This window comes from Phycicoccus sonneratiae (genome assembly GCF_016887965.1).
GTDB lineage: Bacteria > Actinomycetota > Actinomycetes > Actinomycetales > Dermatophilaceae > Phycicoccus > Phycicoccus sonneratiae.
In genome coordinates, this window is sequence record NZ_JAFDVD010000012.1 from 63,712 (window position 1) to 77,315 (window position 13,604).

Sequence of the window (13,604 nt, forward strand, 5' to 3'; positions counted from 1 at the left end):
GCTGCCGGGAGCGCCGTCAGCGCCGGCCGTGGCACATCTTGAACTTCTTGCCCGACCCGCAGGGGCAGGGCGCGTTCTTCGGGGTGCCCGAGAGCTGCTCGTCGGTGAGCGTCGTGCCCGCGCCCCCGCGCTCGTCGCGGACCTCGACCTCGCCGGTCTCGGTCGGCGCCGAGTAGTGCAGGGCGCCGGTGCGCGGACGGCCGACCCCGACCCCCGACACCTCGACGTGCGGGTGCCCGTCGGCCTCCTCGGCTCCCGCCTCCGGCTCGGTCTCGACGACGACGTCGCCGGCCGGCTCCTCGGCGGCCGCCTTCGCCTCCCCGCTCATCGCGCCGAGCATCTGCGAGACGGTCACCGGCTGCACGGCCGGCGCCTCCTGCGGCTCGTCGACCTTGACGTCGACGTGGAAGAGCAGCCCGACCGACTCCTCCTTGACCGACTCGTTCATCGCCTGCCAGAGCTGGAAGCCCTCGCGCTGGTACTCGACGAGTGGGTCACGCTGGGCCATCGCGCGCAGGCCGATGCCCTCCTGCAGGTAGTCCATCTCGTAGAGGTGCTCACGCCACTTGCGGTCGAGGACCGAGAGCATGACCCGTCGCTCGACCTCGCGCATGACCTCCTCGCCGAGCGCCTTCTCGCGCTCGTCGTAGGCGTGGTGCGCGTCGGAGAGGATCTCCTCCTTGAGCACCTCGGCGGTCAGCGCGTTGCGCCCGCCGGCCGCCTCCTCGAGCTGCTCGGGCGTGATCGAGACCGGGTAGAGCGCGCGCAGCGCCCCCCAGAGCCGCTCGAGGTTCCAGTCCTCGGCGAAGCCCTCGGAGGTCTCGGCGTCGATGTAGCCCTCGACGACGTCGTTGACGAAGAACCGCAGCTGCTCGTGGAGGTCCTCGCCCTCGAGGACCCGGCGGCGCTCGTCGTAGATGACTGTGCGCTGGCGGTTGAGGACGTCGTCGTACTTGAGGACGTTCTTGCGGATCTCGAAGTTCTGCGCCTCGACCTGCGCCTGCGCCGACTGGATCGAGCGCGACACGAGCTTGGACTCGATCGGCTGGTCGTCGTCGAGCTTGGCGGTCGTCATCACCCGGTCGACGAGGCCGGCGTTGAACAGCCGCATGAGGTGGTCCTCGAGCGAGAGGTAGAACCGCGACTCGCCGGGGTCGCCCTGACGGCCCGAGCGGCCGCGCAGCTGGTTGTCGATGCGCCGCGACTCGTGCCGCTCGGTGCCGAGGACGTAGAGCCCGCCGAGCTCGGTGACCTCCTCGTGCTCGGCCGCGACCTCGGCCTCGGCCGCCTCGAGCGCGGCGTCCCAGGCCGCCTCGTACTCCTCGGGCGTCTCGTGCGGGTCCAGGCCCCGGTCCTTGAGCGTCGCGACGGCCCGGAACTCGGGGTTGCCGCCGAGCATGATGTCGGTGCCTCGACCGGCCATGTTCGTCGCGACGGTCACCGCGGCCTTGCGCCCGGCGTCGGCGACGATGGCCGCCTCCCGCTCGTGGTGCTTGGCGTTGAGGACCTCGTGCCGGATGCCCCGGCGGCGCAGCTGCTCGGAGAGGTACTCGGACTTCTCGACCGACACCGTGCCGACGAGCACCGGCTGGCCGGCCTCGTGCTTCTCGGCGATGTCGTCGACGACGGCCTTGTACTTGCTCTCCTCGGTGCGGTACACGAGGTCGGCCTGGTCGGCGCGGACCATCGGCCGGTTGGTCGGGATCGGCACGACCCCGAGCTTGTAGATCGAGTTGAGCTCGGCGGCCTCGGTCATGGCCGTACCGGTCATGCCCGAGAGCTTGTCGTACATGCGGAAGTAGTTCTGGAGGGTGATCGTCGCGAGGGTCTGGTTCTCGTTCTTGATCTCCACCCCCTCCTTGGCCTCGATGGCCTGGTGCATGCCCTCGTTGTAGCGACGGCCGGCGAGCATGCGCCCGGTGTGCTCGTCGACGATGAGGACCTCGCCGTTCATCACGACGTAGTCCTTGTCGCGCTGGAAGAGCTCCTTGGCCTTGATCGCGTTGTTGAGGTACCCGATGAGCGGGGTGTTCGCCGACTCGTAGAGGTTCTCGATGCCGAGGTGGTCCTCGACCTTGTCGATGCCGCGCTCGAGGACGCCGACGGTCTTCTTCTTCTCGTCGACCTCGTAGTCGCCGCGGCCGGACTCGAGCTCGCCGCGCTCGAGGCGCTGAGCGATGCGCGCGAACTCGGTGTACCACTTCGTCGGGGCATCGGCCGGGCCGCTGATGATGAGCGGGGTGCGGGCCTCGTCGATGAGGATGGAGTCGACCTCGTCGACGATGCAGAAGTTGTGGCCGCGCTGGACGAGCTCCTCGGTGGACCACGCCATGTTGTCGCGCAGGTAGTCGAAGCCGAACTCGTTGTTCGTGCCGTACGTGATGTCCTTCGCGTACTCGACGCGCCGCTGCTCGGGGGTCATCGAGGCGAGGATGCAGCCGGTCTCGAGGCCGAGGAAGCGGTGCACACGGCCCATCAGCTCGGACTGGTACTCGGCGAGGTAGTCGTTGACGGTGATGACGTGCACGCCCTTGCCCGACAGCGCGTTGAGGTAGCTCGGGAGGGTCGCGACGAGGGTCTTGCCCTCACCGGTGCGCATCTCGGCGACGTTGCCGAGGTGGAGCGCGGCCCCACCCATGATCTGCACGTCGAAGTGGCGCTTGCCGATGGTGCGCTTGCTCGCCTCGCGGACGGCCGCGAAGGCCTCCGGCAGGATGTCGTCGAGGGTCTCGCCGTCGGCGAGCCGGGCGCGGAACTTCTCGGTCTCCTCGCGCAGCTCGGCGTCCGAGAGCTTCTCGAAGTCCTCCTCGATGGCCCCGACCTGGGCCGCGATGCTGTCGAGCTTCTTGAGGATGCGTCCCTCACCGGCACGCAGCAGCTTCTCGACGATCTTCACGAGTGGGACTCCTTGGGAAAGACGGATGCGGGCGGCGTGGCCGCCGGACCCGCCTAGGGTAGTCGAGCCCCCCGGACCCGGCGGCGCGGCGGTGCCCGCCGAGGGGTCCAACGGGCCGGGCCCCGCGCCGAGTTCCCCCGGCACCGGCGACGGTGGTTGGCTGTCGCCATGACCGACGCGACCTTCCCCGGGTGCGTGCCCGAGCTCACCGACGGCCACGTCCGGCTGCGCGCGCACCGCCCGGACGACCTCGAGCGCATCGTCGAGCAGAGCGGGGACCCCGACTCGAAGCGCTGGACGCTCGTGCCCCGCCCCTACGGCGAGGAGCAGGGCCGCGAGTTCCTGGCCCTCATCGAGGCGGCCTGGAACGACCCCGGCGGGCACCGGTACTGGGCGATCACCGACGCCGAGGACGCCGACGGGCGCTACGCCGGCACCATCGACCTGCGACCGTCCGCGGCCGCCGGCGTCGCCGAGGTCGGGTTCGGCCTGCACCCCGACGCGCGGGGTCGGGGCCTCATGGCCGGTGCGCTGCGGCTCCTCGCCCAGCACTGGTTCGAGCAGGGCGGCCAGCGCCTGCACTGGCGGGCCCTGCGCGGCAACTTCGCCTCGTGGCGGGTGGCCTGGGCGTGCGGCTTCACCCACCACGGCACGCTGCCCGGCTCGCACCCGGACCCCGACGGTGGCCCGGCCGCCGACACCTGGATGGCCAGCCTCGGCGCCGACGACGTCCTCGAGGCCCGCACGCCGTGGCCCGAGCCGCTCGTCCTGCGCACCGAGGAGGCCGGCGGGCTCGTCCTGCGCCCGTGGCTCGACGAGGACGTCGACGCCCTCGAGCCGCGCGACCAGCCGGCGCACCACATGCCGGCGCGGGGCGTCCTCGAGCCGGACACCTTCCCCGAGTGGCTGATGACCCGCCGCGAGAAGATGGCCCTCGGCACGACCCTCAGCTGGTGCGTCGCCGACGCCGCCACCGGGCGGGCGCTCGGCGAGGCGCTCGTGTTCGTCCACGAGGGCACGCTCGACGACGACACCGCCGAGCTCGGGTACCAGGTCGTCCCGAGCGCCCGCGGGCGCGGCGTCGCGACGGCGGCGGCCCGGCTCGTCGCCGAGCACGCGCTCGCGCCGCGCGAGGACGGGGGCCTCGGCCTGCGCCGGCTCGTCGCCCAGACCGCGGAGGACAACACCGGCAGCAACAAGGTCCTCGACGCCCTCGGCTTCGACCTGTGGGGCCGCGAGAGCGCGGCCGACGTCCTCCCGGGCGGCCGGGAGGTGGCCGCCCTGCACTGGGAGCGGCTCAGGCGCTGACGCCGCCGGACAGGTCGAGCCAGCGGGCCAGCAGGGCCAGCTCCTCGCCCAGCTCGCGCGCGTCCTCGGGCCCTCCGCGACCGGCCTCCCAGGTACACCGGCGCACCCGCAGGACACCGGCCGCCCGGTCGCTCTTGAGGTCGACGCGGGCGACGAGCCGGTCGCCGAGGAGGAACGGCAGGACGTAGTAGCCGTGCACCCGCAGCTCCTCCGGCACGTAGATCTCGAGCCGGTAGTCGAACCCGAAGAGCGCCCGGGTGCGGTCGCGCTGCCAGACGAGGGAGTCGAACGGCGAGAGCAGCGCGCGGGCGTGCACCCGCCGGGGCCGCCGGGCCTCGCGGTGCAGGTAGGCCGGGCGGTGCCAGCCCTCGATCGTCGCGGGCACGAGCGTGCCGTCGGCGACGAGCGAGGCGATGGCCGGCCGCGCCTGCTCGGGCTTGAGCCGGAAGTAGTCGCGCAGGCACTGCTCGCTGCCGACGCCGTGGGCCCGTGCGGAGATCTCGACGAGCCGCCGGAACGCCTCCTCGTCGCCGGGGCGGGCGGCCGGGTCGAGCGCCACCGCGCGCAGCGCCGGCGGCAGCACCCGCGACGGGTGGGCGTACCGGCGCTCGAACTGCTGCGTGCGACCGGCGCTGGAGAGCTCGCCGCTCCAGAAGAGGTGCTCGAGCGCGTTCTTGACGAGCGACCAGTTCCAGCCCCAGTGCTCCCGCTCGCGCGGCAGGTCGTGGGCCAGCGCCGCCTCGACCTCGCGGCTGGTCATCGGGCCGCCGGCGCTCACCTCGGCGAGCACGCGGGCGACGAGGTCGGGGTGGTCGCGGGCGACGCGCTGCATCCCGCCCCACGCGTCGGAGCGGGCCCGGCGCATCCGGAAGTCGAGGAGCGGCCAGGTCGAGGGCGGCACGAGCGAGGCCTCGTGGGCCCAGTACTCGACGACGCGGCGCGGGGCGCGGTCGCGGGCCCGGTCGAGGAGCGAGCGGTCGTACGGGCCGAGGCGGGAGAAGAACGGCAGGTACTGGCTGCGGACGAGCACGTTGACGCTGTCGATCTGCACGATCCCGACCGTGTCGACCACCCGCTGGAGGTCGCGGGTGCCGGGGAGGTCGGGGCGGGGCCGGGCGAAGCCCTGGGCGGCGAGGGCGATGCGCCGCGCCGCGGGGACGCCGAGCCGGACCGGGTCCGGCTCAGGCATCCGGGGGGACGAGCCGCTGCTGGTGGGCGTAGACGGCCGCCTCGACCCGCGAGTGGAGGTGGAGCTTCTCGAGGATGCTGCGGACGTGGTTCTTCACGGTGTTCTCGGCGATGCCGAGGCTCTCGGCGATCTCGCGGTTGACCATCCCGCGGGCGACGAGGCGCAGCACCTCGACCTCGCGGTCGGTGAGGTGGGCGGCGGCGGGGTCGCCGGGCGCGGCGTCCTGGCTGAGCCGGGAGAACTCCTGGAGGAGGGTGGCGGCCATCCCCGGTGGGATGATCGCCTGCCCGTCGTGGACGCGGCGGATGGCGTCGGCGACCTCCTCGCCGGGCAGGTCCTTGAGGAGGTAGCCGCTGGCCCCGGCCTTGATCGCCTGGAACAGGTCGCTCTCGTCGTCGCTCATCGTCAGCATGAGGATGCGGGCGCCCGGGTCGGCGGCGTGGAGGCGGCCGGCCGCCTCGATGCCGCCGACCACGGGCATCCGCACGTCCATGAGGACGACGTCGGGGCGCAGCCGGGCGCAGACCTCGACGGCCTCGGCCCCGTTGCTCGCCTGGCCGACGACCTTGGCCGCGCCGTCGAGCTCGACGACGACGGCCATCCCCTGGCGGTAGAGCGCGTGGTCGTCGGCGATGACGACGCGGATGACCCCCGGCGGGGCGTCCCCGTCGTGGTCGTCGTTCACGCTCTCCTCCACGGGGGTCATGGTGTCAGGTCGGGGGCCGCCGACGAAGTCTCCACGCCCGGGGCCCGCCTAGGAGGCCGCGACCTCGACCACGTCCCCACCGGCGTCGGCGAGCGAGCCGTCGAGGTCGAGGTGGAGGACCCCGTAGGACCAGCCGCGCCGCCGGTAGACCACGCTCGCGCGGTCGGTGTCGACGTCGTGGAAGAGGTAGAAGTCGTGGCCGACGGCCTCCATCTCGCGCAGCGCGTCCGCGAGGGACATCGGCTCGGAGCGGTGGACCTTCTCGCGGACCTCGATCGGGGAGTCGCCGAAGGGGCGGCCGTCGACGCCGGCGTCGTCGGGCGCGGCCTCGGTGGGCGCCTCGATGCGCGCGGTCGCGGCGGCGACGGACTCGGGGGTGCGGCGCCCCCGGTGGACCTGGTGCTTGTCGCTGCGGCGCCTCAGCCGTTCCATCAGCTTGTCGAGGACGACGTCGAGGGCGGCGTACTTGTCATCGGCACACGCCTCGGCCCGGACGACGGGCCCCTTGGCGTAGCAGGTGATCTCGACCCGGTCGCAGGCCTTGGCCTGGCGGCGGTTGGGTTCGTGACTGACCATGACCTCGACCCGTCGGGTCCGGGGGGCGAGCTGGGTGATCTTGGCCAGCTTCTCCTCGATGTGGTCCCGGAAACGGTCGGAGACGGTCAGGTGCCGTCCGGTGACGACGATGTCCACGTGGTCCTCCTCGTGCTCGGTGGTGTTCGGGCTCAGCACTCGTCTGGCGTGGGACGCACCACCTCCCGAGGAATCGGGTCCATGCACAGACGCTAGCCGTCGGACCGGACCCTCACAACACCGACGGCCGAACCCGGGCCGTCGGCTGGGTCACCCTCCTCGTGGAGCCGCGGCCGGCCCGGTGGCGCGCCCGGTGTCGCGGCGACGGTGGCAGCCACGACGTGCGCCGCACCGGCGGCCCGCAGCGCCCGGGCGGCCTCGCCGAGCGTGGCCCCGGTCGTGACGACGTCGTCGACGACGACGCACGCCGCACCCACGACCCGCTCCGCCCCGCGGCCCGCGACCCCCAGGGCGCCGGCGAGGTTGGCGGCCCGCTCGGAGCGGCCGAGACGCGACTGGTCGGCGACCCGGCGGGTGTGCCGGAGGACGGGGACGAGGGCGACCCCCGGGTCGTCGAGCCGGCCGACCGCCGCGCCGGCCAGCCGACCGACGGGATCCTCGCCCCGGCGCCGGGCCGCCGACCGCGTCTCGGGGACCGGGACGACGAGCACCGGGCCCCCCGCGGCGACGGCGGCCCGGAGCACCGGGTCCTCGGCGAGGGCCCGGGCGAGCGCGGCGGCGAGGAGGTCGACGAGCACCGGGTGCAGGTCGCGGCGGCCACCGTCCTTGTGGGCCGAGACCGCACGGCGCACCGGGCCGACCAGCGGCGTGGCCGACCAGCACGGCGGGACCCCCGCCCCCACCGTCAGGCCGCCGGCCGGGCGGCGCGCCTCGTGCCGGCAGCGCGGGCACCACCCCTCGCCCGGGGCCCCGCACCCCGCGCAGCGCACGGGCAGGACGAGGCCGGCCGCGGCCCGCAGGCCCCCGCCCCACCGCCGCCTCGTCCCGCCCACGACGCGAGCCTGCCCCGGGACCCCGTGCGCGGGCGAGGGGTGCGGCGGGACCTGTGGACGAGGCCCGGTCCGGGGCGGCCTGTGGACGGGCGCACCGACGCGCCGTGGGTCAGCCGGCCGCCGCGGCGAGGTCGTCGGCGGGGCCGCTGTCGACCCAGCGCACCCCCGAGCGCGACAGCAGCCGCCCCTTGTCGGTGACGACGTAGAGGTCGCGCTCGCCGCCGGTGGCGGCGACCGCCCGGGCCCCGGGCGCGGCGGTGAGGGCGGTGACCGACCCGTCGACCGAGACGACGAGCGGGCGGGCGCCGACCGCGCGGGTCGCCGCGACGGTGACGACCTGCCGGTCGTCGAGCCAGGCCAGCCCGCGGGCCGAGGTGAGCCCGGACCCCAGGCGCAGCGGCGCCGCGAGCCGCTCGGGGCGCTGCGTGCTGCCCCGGACCACGCCGGCGAGGTCGAGCGTCGGTCCGGTGCCGTCGGGCTTCGTCGAGAGGACGACGACGCGGTCGCCGTCGGCGGCCACCCGGGCCTCGACGACGCGGCGCCCGGCGAGCCAGTCGGCCCGCACCGGTGTCGCGCGCGCGGCCTCGGGGTCGGCGGGGTCGACCCGGGTGTCGACGACGAAGAGGCGCTGGCCCTGTGTCCCGAGGCCCCCGACCCAGAGGAAGCCGCGCCGGTCGTAGGCCGGCGCACCGACGGCCCCGCCGACGCCCGGGACCTCGTAGCGGGTGTCACCGCGCCACCGCGAGACGCCGTCGCCGGACGGGTCGACGGCCGCGAGCTCCGTGCCGTCGGCCGAGAGCGCGAGGTGGGTGTACTCGGCGGGCACGTCGGGGTAGCCGCTCGACGGGGTCGCCGGACGACCCTGCTGACGGGCGCTGCCGCCCGGGTCGAAGACGCCGACGTCCGCCCCGCGCCGGACGACCGGCTTGGTCGTGGACGTCGACGAGGACGCGGCCGGGAAGCCGACACGGCTCAGCGAGTCGACGGGGCCGTCGACCCCGTCGAGGTCGACCGGGACGCCGTCGACGGCGAGCGAGACCGCGCCGACCGTCGGGTCCTGGGTGAGCGTCGTGAGGAACTGGGCCCAGAGGTTCTGCCGGGTGGCCTCGCCGGGCGCCAGCCGGCTCGCGACGAGGTTGACCGAGGCCACGCCGTCGGCGTCGACCGAGACCGCGTCACCGAGCAGCCGCGTCCCGGCCGGGACGGCGGTGGTGCCGGCGCCGACGAGGAAGTCGGGCACGGGGTCGAGCTGGGCGCGCGCCAACCGGGTGGCCAGCCGGTCGAGCGGGAACCAGCGGACGTCGGGAACCGTGGAGCGCCGGCTCGTCGACACGTAGTGGACGGCGAACGGCTGCACGAGCCGGGCGACGTAGCTCTGGGCGATCCACCGGCCGAAGTCCTTCGGGATGCCGTCGATGCGCCACTCGCCCCCGACGGTGCTCACCGTGAACGTCGCGGTGACGGTCGCGCCCGAGGCCGCCGGGGTGAGGCGCCCGCCGGAGTCGATGGTGGCCGAGGCCTTGGCCCGCACCTCGACGGTCGCCGAGTCGACGAGCCGGGTGCTGACCGGCGCGTCGTCGGCGAGCAGGACGATCGTCGCGTCGGGGTTCCACCGCTCGCTGACCTTCGAGGTGAGGAAGGCCCGGGCGTTGTCGTACTGCGCGTCGCTCGAGGCCCCGGCACTGAGGAAGCCGCTGACGATGCTCTCCTGGTCGGCGCCCGCCCCGGGACCGGGGAAGACGACCCCGAGCTCCGGGCCCTTGCCCGACCCGACCTCGAGGCCCTGCTCGACCTGCCCGGTGCCGCTGAGCCCGCCGCACCCGGTGAGCACCGCGACGAGCGCGACGCCGAGGAGCAGCCGGCCCCGCCGGCTCACGACTCGTCCGCGGGGCTGAGCGGCAGGGGCGAGGCGTGCAGGCTCGCGCCGGCGTGCCGGGGCAGGGTGAGCCGGAACCGCGACCCCTCCCCCGGCTCGCCCCAGGCCTGCAGCCAGCCGTTGTGGAGGCGGGCGTCCTCGAGCGAGATCGAGAGCCCGAGCCCGGTGCCGCCGGTGGTGCGGGCCCGGGCCGGGTCGGCGCGCCAGAAGCGGGTGAAGACGTTGGCCGCCTCCCCCGGGCGAAGACCCACCCCGTGGTCCTCGACGACGACCGCGACCGCGTCGGACCCGGAGGCGACGTGGACGTCGACCGGGCGCCCCTCCCCGTGCTCGACGGCGTTGACGACGAGGTTGCGCAGGATCCGCTCGACGCGCCGCTCGTCGACCTCGGCCTCGGCGGGCCCGCCCGCGGCGTGGACCCGGACGACGCTGCCGCGCCGGTCGGCGAGCGGCCGGGCCGCCTCGACGACCTTGGCGACGGTGCCGCACAGGTCGACCGGCTCGAGGTCGAGGGCCGCGGCTCCGGCGTCGAACCGGCTGATCTCGAGGAGGTCGGCGAGCAGGTCCTCGAACCGGTCGAGCTCGCCGGCGAGGAGCTCGGCGGAGCGCGAGACCGACGGCTCGAAGGCCTGCCGCGAGTCGTGGATGACGTCGACGGCCATCCGGATCGTGGTCAGCGGGGTGCGCAGCTCGTGGGAGACGTCGGAGACGAACCGCTGCTGCACCGCCGAGAGCCCCTCGAGCTGGCGGATCTGGCTCTGCAGGCTGTCGGCCATGTTGTTGAACGAGGTCGCGAGCAGCGCGAGGTCGTCCTCGCCGCGGGCCGGCATCCGCTCGTTGAGCCGGCCGGCGGACAGCCGCTGGGCGACCTCGCCGGCCCGGCGCACCGGCGTGACGACCTGCCGCGTGACGACCCACGCGACCGCCCCGACGAGGAGGGTGAGGATGACGCCGGCGACGAGGAAGGCGTTGCCGATGAGGTCCATCGTCGCGACCTCCTGCTCCATCGGGAAGATGAAGTAGAGGTCGTAGGGGCCGGCGTCGCCCGCCTGGACGACGCTGCCGACGATGACCGAGGGCACCTCCCGGGTGCCGATGCGCACCTCGGTGACCTGGGTCTGCTGCCGGCCGGGGGTGGCGGCGACCGCCTCCCGGAGCTCCTCGGTGACGACGTCGATGTCGACGGCCCGGCTGCTGGCCAGCTGGACGAGCGTGACGTCGGTGTCGTTGGCGGGCGAGCGGTCCATGACGACGTAGCGGCTGGGGTCGGGCCCGGGCGCGCTGAGGAACTTGGTCATGATGTCGTTCGCGGCGCGGTTGAGCTCGGCGACCGACGTCGAGGTCGAGGCGTCCCACTGCTTCTGGGCCTGCGCGGTGAGGGCCAGCGCCTCGTACTGCGAGCTCTGCATCCGGCTGCGCTCGAGCCCGCCCGCGATCTGCGCGTGGAGGACCGAGCCGAGCACGGTGACGACGACGAGGCCGAGGAGCATCGTCGTCGCGACGACCCGCAGCCGCAGCGACTGCCGCCAGCGCCGCCGCACCCCGGCGAACCCGGCCCGGACGGTGGGGAAGAAGGTCGCGAGCGACGCGCGCGCCCGGGCCCCGCGACCCGGGGCCGCGACCCGCTGCACGCCGACGCCGGCGGACCCGGCCATCGTCAGGCCTTGCCGGCCTTGTACCCCACGCCCCGGACGGTCACGACGATCTCGGGGTGCTCGGGGTCGTGCTCGATCTTCGAGCGCAGCCGCTGCACGTGGACGTTGACGAGGCGGGTGTCGCCGGCGTGCCGGTAGCCCCACACCTGCTCGAGGAGCACCTCGCGGGTGAAGACCTGCCACGGCTTGCGCGCCAGCGCCACGAGGAGGTCGAACTCGAGCGGGGTGAGGCCGAGGGGCGCGCCGTCGCGGACGACCGAGTGACCGGCGACGTCGATGGACAGGTCGCCGATGGTCAGCCGCTCGGGGGCGGGGTCGTCGCCGCGGCGCAGCCGGGCCCGGACCCGCGCGATGAGCTCCTGGGGCTTGAAGGGCTTGACGACGTAGTCGTCGGCGCCGGACTCGAGGCCGACGACGACGTCGACGGTGTCGGTCTTGGCCGTGAGCATGACGATGGGGACGCCGGACTCGGCGCGGATCTGGCGGCAGACCTCGAGGCCGTCGGTGCCCGGCAGCATGACGTCGAGGAGGACGAGGTCGGGACGGTAGCGCCGGAACGCCTCGAGCGCGGCGCCGCCCTCGGCGACGTGCTCGGTCTCGATCCCCTCTCCCCTCAGCACGATGCCGAGCATCTCGGCCAGTGCCAGGTCGTCGTCGACGACGAGCACACGACCCTTCACTCCGTCCCGTCCTTCCCCGAGCGATGACAGGGGCCAATCATCACACAAACGGCTGTCATCACCCACGAAACGCAGGAGTCCGCGGCGTCCCGGCCGTACCCTGTGGGCGTGGTTCGCACCCTCGGCCTGTCGCGTCTCGACGCGTCGGCCACCATCCGGCTCGCCTTCGTGGTCCTCAGCGTGTTCCTCGCCGTGGTCTCGGAGCAGGGCGTGCTGCCCGCGCTGCCCTGGCTCGTGGCCGTCATCGTCCTCGACCTCGTCGTCGGCGCCCTCGACCGGATGCCCATCTCGCGCCAGGGCGTGCTCGACACCGTCGTCCTCACGCTGCTCTGCCTGTCCGCCGGCGCGGCCGGGGCCGGGTACGCCCTCGTCGACCTCTCGGCGGCCCTGCTGATCCTCGTCCCGGCCTACCACGCGGGCACCCGCTTCGGCCGGATCGGTTACCTGCTCACCGGGGTCGTCGGCAGCCTCGTCTACCTCATGGCCAAGGCGAGCGTCGGCACCGACGACGGCCTCCAGGTCGGGCTCGTCGCGTGGCTCGCGGCGGCGCTCGTGCTCGGCGCGCTCGGCGCGTGGAACCAGCGGCTGGCCTCCGAGCAGGGCCACGAGCTGTCCGACCCCGCCGCGCGCGAGGCGATCCAGCTCATCCAGCGCCTCCACGACCTCTCCGAGGAGATGGCCACCGGCCTCGACGCCCCGGCCGGCGCGACCCTCGCCCTCGACCTGCTCGCCGCCGAGGTCCCCTCCGCGCGCAGCGCCGTCCTCGTCGCCTCCGACTCCGAGCACCTCGTGCCGGTGGCGCTGCGCGGCTCGACCCGCGCGCCCTGGCACCTCGCCGAGGCGGTCTCCGACCTCCTCGCGCAGAACTCCGCGAGCTGGCGGCCCACCGAGGTCCCGTTCAGCGACGAGATGGGCCGGCGCAGCGCGCTCGTCGTCCCCTTCGCCTACGGCACCGGCCCGACGACCGTCGTCGTCGTCGAGCGCGGGGTCGACCACCCCTTCACCGAGGCCGAGCGGGCGGCGGTCTCCGACGTCACGCGCCGCCTCGCCCCCACCGTCCAGGCCGGCCTGCTCTTCGGCAACCTCCGGCAGTACGCGAGCCTCGAGGAGCGCAACCGCATCGCCCGCGACATCCACGACGGCATCGCCCAGGAGCTCGCGGCCCTCGGCTACTCCGTCGACGCGCTGCGGATGCAGGCCGGCCCGCCCGGTCAGGGGATGCGCGACTCGCTCGACGCCCTGCGCGAGCAGCTGAGCGAGGCGATGGCCGACCTGCGCCTGCACATCACCGACCTGCGGGTCGCCGAGCGGCCCGGCACCGGGCTCGGGGCGGTCCTCGGGGCGGCGGTCCAGAGCTTCGGGTCGATGACCGGCGTCCGCACGACGATCACCGTCAGCGAGGGCCGGCGCCGCCTCGACCCCCGGGTCGAGATGTTCGTGCACCGCCTCGTCATGGACGTGCTCGCCGACGCGCAGGCCTCGGGGGCCCGCAACGCGTGGGTCAGCCTCACGACCTCGGTCGTCGGCCCGGCGGTCGTCGACGTGTCGCACGACGGCGACCCGCGGCGCGCGCGGCGGTCCTACCGGAACACCACGCTCGACGAACTCGACGGGACACTCGTGGTACGCAACGAGCCGAATGGGCGCACCACCGTTAACCTGACCGTCGAGGAGCCGTCCGCCGCGGGTGCGCTCCGGGCCACCTGAC

10 protein-coding genes are annotated in these 13,604 nt (G+C 74.4%); 2 read left to right on the plus strand and 8 right to left on the minus strand.

Annotated elements, in window-relative coordinates:
* Nucleotides 1-16: 16 nt before the first annotated feature.
* Nucleotides 17-2,896: a preprotein translocase subunit SecA gene (gene secA / locus JQN70_RS10990; protein WP_204131385.1), complete on the minus strand. Its 2,880-nt coding sequence runs from the start codon at nucleotides 2,894-2,896 to the stop codon at nucleotides 17-19.
* A 168-nt stretch (nucleotides 2,897-3,064) separates the two neighbouring features.
* Here secA and JQN70_RS10995 point away from each other — a divergent pair, with 168 nt between their 5' ends.
* Nucleotides 3,065-4,204 (plus strand): GNAT family N-acetyltransferase, encoded by a 1,140-nt coding sequence (locus tag JQN70_RS10995; protein WP_204131386.1) that lies wholly within the window; start codon nucleotides 3,065-3,067, stop codon nucleotides 4,202-4,204.
* On the opposite strand, the gene JQN70_RS11000 is transcribed toward JQN70_RS10995, so the two are convergent.
* From JQN70_RS11000 to mtrA, 7 genes are all read right to left on the minus strand, one after another.
* Nucleotides 4,194-5,393, minus strand: coding sequence for a winged helix-turn-helix domain-containing protein (locus JQN70_RS11000; RefSeq protein WP_204131387.1), 1,200 nt, complete (start codon nucleotides 5,391-5,393; stop codon nucleotides 4,194-4,196). The genes JQN70_RS10995 and JQN70_RS11000 overlap by 11 nt on opposite strands.
* On the minus strand, nucleotides 5,386-6,090 hold the full coding sequence (locus JQN70_RS11005; protein ID WP_307835930.1) for a response regulator: 705 nt from the start codon (nucleotides 6,088-6,090) through the stop codon (nucleotides 5,386-5,388). The genes JQN70_RS11000 and JQN70_RS11005 overlap by 8 nt, the downstream gene beginning before the upstream one ends.
* Nucleotides 6,091-6,147: 57 nt before the next feature.
* Nucleotides 6,148-6,792, minus strand: a complete 645-nt coding sequence (hpf, locus tag JQN70_RS11010; protein WP_204131389.1) for a ribosome hibernation-promoting factor, HPF/YfiA family — start codon at nucleotides 6,790-6,792, stop codon at nucleotides 6,148-6,150.
* 92 nt (nucleotides 6,793-6,884) lie between these two features.
* On the minus strand, nucleotides 6,885-7,685 hold the full coding sequence (locus JQN70_RS20920; RefSeq protein WP_204131390.1) for a ComF family protein: 801 nt from the start codon (nucleotides 7,683-7,685) through the stop codon (nucleotides 6,885-6,887).
* A 109-nt stretch (nucleotides 7,686-7,794) separates the two neighbouring features.
* The gene (locus JQN70_RS11020; RefSeq protein WP_204131391.1) at nucleotides 7,795-9,561 is read right to left on the minus strand and encodes an LpqB family beta-propeller domain-containing protein; all 1,767 of its coding nucleotides are present in this window, start codon (nucleotides 9,559-9,561) and stop codon (nucleotides 7,795-7,797) included.
* Nucleotides 9,558-11,216, minus strand: coding sequence for an MtrAB system histidine kinase MtrB (gene mtrB, locus JQN70_RS11025; RefSeq protein ID WP_204131392.1), 1,659 nt, complete (start codon nucleotides 11,214-11,216; stop codon nucleotides 9,558-9,560). Before mtrB ends, JQN70_RS11020 begins: the two co-directional genes overlap by 4 nt.
* Before the next feature lie 2 nt (nucleotides 11,217-11,218).
* On the minus strand, nucleotides 11,219-11,896 hold the full coding sequence (mtrA, locus tag JQN70_RS11030) for an MtrAB system response regulator MtrA (protein ID WP_204131393.1): 678 nt from the start codon (nucleotides 11,894-11,896) through the stop codon (nucleotides 11,219-11,221).
* Between the two features lie 108 nt (nucleotides 11,897-12,004).
* Here mtrA and JQN70_RS20925 point away from each other — a divergent pair, with 108 nt between their 5' ends.
* Complete coding sequence (locus JQN70_RS20925) at nucleotides 12,005-13,603, plus strand: sensor histidine kinase (RefSeq protein WP_204131394.1); 1,599 nt, start codon at nucleotides 12,005-12,007, stop codon at nucleotides 13,601-13,603.
* Nucleotide 13,604: the final 1 nt, after the last annotated feature.

Excerpts from the sequence above, each read along its gene's own strand:
- JQN70_RS10995 (WP_204131386.1), top strand. The coding sequence starts at position 3,065 with ATGACCGACGCGACCTTCCCCGGGTGCGTGCCCGAGCTCACCGACGGC.
- JQN70_RS11000 (WP_204131387.1), bottom strand. The coding sequence starts at position 5,393 with ATGCCTGAGCCGGACCCGGTCCGGCTCGGCGTCCCCGCGGCGCGGCGC.
- mtrB (WP_204131392.1), bottom strand. The coding sequence starts at position 11,216 with ATGGCCGGGTCCGCCGGCGTCGGCGTGCAGCGGGTCGCGGCCCCGGGT.